This is a genomic window from Kitasatospora xanthocidica, assembly GCF_014656195.1.
Classification (GTDB): Bacteria; Actinomycetota; Actinomycetes; order Streptomycetales; family Streptomycetaceae; genus Kitasatospora; species Kitasatospora xanthocidica.
This window is the reverse complement of record NZ_BNBY01000064.1, coordinates 1-2,104: the sequence shown is the minus strand read 5'-3', so window position 1 is coordinate 2,104 and position 2,104 is coordinate 1. Positions and strand designations below refer to the sequence as shown.

The following is a 2,104-nucleotide window of genomic DNA, read 5'->3' as shown; positions in this document are numbered from 1 at the left end:
GGCCTCCCTGATCCTCTGGCTCCGCGAACCGGCCAGATGATCATTTGTCAGACACGCCTTAGTGCCGTAGCCCGCCCGTACACAGCCTCCGTCGGCCGGGCTACCTCGGAGCCGAGGGTCACCGCCCGATGGACTCCTCGACAGCGACGAGTGCGGCCTCCCACGGGTAAGCCTCCGGTCGCCCCTGGCCGGGAGCGTTCGGGACGAAGCCACCTTCGCCGAGCAGCACGCGCACGCCGGCCTCGCGCAGGGTGGCGACGCTGCGGGGGAACTGGGGGTGGCCGGTCAGCGCCGTGTTCGTGCACGGCATCACCGTCAGCGGGATTCCCTTGCCGATCGCCTCGGCGGCGAACCCTACGACCCAGGAGGTCGTGATGCCGAGGGCCAGGCTGTTGATGCTGTTCATCGTCGCGGGCGCGAAGAGGACCGCGTCGGCGGGCGGGAGGACCTCCGGGTCGCCCGGCCGACGATAGGTGGACTTCACCGGATGGCCGGTCAGACGCCTCAGCGTGGGGAGCCCGTCCTGGAGCCAGCCCTCCGCGGTCGGGGTGAGCCCGAGCGCGACCTCCCACCCCCTGAACTGGGCGTGGCGCACGACCTGCGCCACGTTCAGGACCGGCGGGGCGGCGGAGCCGAACAGGTACAGGACCGGACGCGTGGTGGACATGGCGGTCATCGAACCCTGTGGGGACGGTCGGCGGCAATCCCTGTCGAATTCGGTGATGCGCCTGACTACTGCTGTGACCGGGAAGGTCCACCGGGTTGGCGCTCGCAGGTCTTGAGCCGGTTGGATGTCGCGAGACGTTCAACTCGGAGGAGCAAGGCCAGTGGCAGAGCCGGTCAGGGTCCGTAGGCTCACGGACCGGGAGGGCCAGCAGTTACAGCGGATCGTGCGCCGTGGCAGCACGAACACCGTGCGCTGCCGGCGGGCGATGATGCTGCTGGCCTCGGCCGGCGGCAACCGGGTGCCGGTGATCGCCCAGCTGGTCCAGGCGGACGAGCACACCGTGCGCGATGTGATCCACCGATTCAACGAGATCGGGCTGGCCTGCCTGGGCCCTCGGCGGGAGGGAGGCCGTCCCCGCCTACTCGGTCCTGACGACGAGGACTTCGTTGTCCAGACGGCCACCACGCGCCCCAGCAAGCTCGGGCAGCCCTTCACCCGCTGGTCCATCCGCAAACTGCTCGCCTACCTGCGCTGGCGCAATGCCAACGCCCGCCATCCCGACGTTCTCGCGGCCCAGCGCAAGGAACGAGCCCGCATCCGCAGCGAGCAGGGCGTCCGGTGGGGAGGGCGACCCGGAAGCCGAGCGGCGTGAAAGACGCCACGAGCACAGCCCAGTTGCACAGCACGAACCTCACGAGGAGCTCCGCATGGACCACCGGGACGTCGACACAGCCTTGGCAGAGTTGCTGAAGGTACTGGGACCGCATGCCGACGAGGATTGGACGGTGCCGGCAGGTCCGCTGACGTGGAGCTGCTGGGAAACGGCGGTGCACATCGGGCACGACCTGCTGGCCTACGCGGGGCAGGTGGCAGCAAGTCCCGCCGACTCCTACCTCCCTTTCGACCTGAACGTCCGCCCCACTGCCTCCCCGACCGAGGTACTCCAGACGGTCACCGCCTGCGGCCGCCTCCTCAGCTCCGTACTGGCCGCAGCCAGTCCGACCTCGAGGGCCTGGCACTGGGGTCCCTGTGATCCCGAAGGCTTCGCAGCCATGGGCGTCGCTGAAGCCCTGCTGCACACACACGACATCACACAGGGACTGGCCGTGGACTGGCAGCCGCCCGCACCGCTATGCGCGGCCGTGCTCGGTCGGCTGTTCCCCGACGCCCCTCCTGGAGACCCCGTCCAGGTGCTTCTCTGGTGCACCGGCCGCCAGGAACTGGACGGCCTTCCCCGCCGAACCTCGTGGATATGGAAAGCAGCGCGCTCCGACTGATCGCACCCACCCGGCGAACCTTCTCGGTCACAGCACTACTTGGCGCTACCGTCGGATCACCGGGCCGGAACTCCTCAAGGAACGCGCCGTGACTGACCTCAGCTTGACGTTTAACCTCGCGCGGCGAGGTGGGCCTGGAGCGTGGGTTCGCGTTTGACGG

General features: G+C 69.2%; 2 protein-coding genes and 1 pseudogene. 2 read left to right on the top strand and 1 reads right to left on the bottom strand.

The genetic code is table 11. From position 1 onward, the window contains the following. Positions 1 to 118 precede the first annotated feature (118 nt). Positions 119 to 667: a flavoprotein gene (locus IE332_RS40415; protein ID WP_189926878.1), complete on the bottom strand. Its 549-nt coding sequence runs from the start codon at positions 665 to 667 to the stop codon at positions 119 to 121. A 160-nt stretch (positions 668 to 827) separates the two neighbouring features. Here IE332_RS40415 and IE332_RS40410 point away from each other — a divergent pair. Together IE332_RS40410 and IE332_RS40405 are read left to right on the top strand one after the other, a co-directional pair. Next, a pseudogene (locus IE332_RS40410) lies at positions 828 to 1,199 on the top strand (helix-turn-helix domain-containing protein); the annotation flags it as partial. A gap of 175 nt (positions 1,200 to 1,374) precedes the next feature. Further along, the gene (locus IE332_RS40405; RefSeq protein ID WP_189926876.1) at positions 1,375 to 1,944 is read left to right on the top strand and encodes a DinB family protein; all 570 of its coding nucleotides are present in this window, start codon (positions 1,375 to 1,377) and stop codon (positions 1,942 to 1,944) included. Positions 1,945 to 2,104 lie beyond the last annotated feature (160 nt).

Excerpts from the sequence above, each read along its gene's own strand:
- IE332_RS40405 (WP_189926876.1), top strand. The coding sequence starts at position 1,375 with ATGGACCACCGGGACGTCGACACAGCCTTGGCAGAGTTGCTGAAGGTA.
- IE332_RS40415 (WP_189926878.1), bottom strand. The coding sequence starts at position 667 with ATGTCCACCACGCGTCCGGTCCTGTACCTGTTCGGCTCCGCCGCCCCG.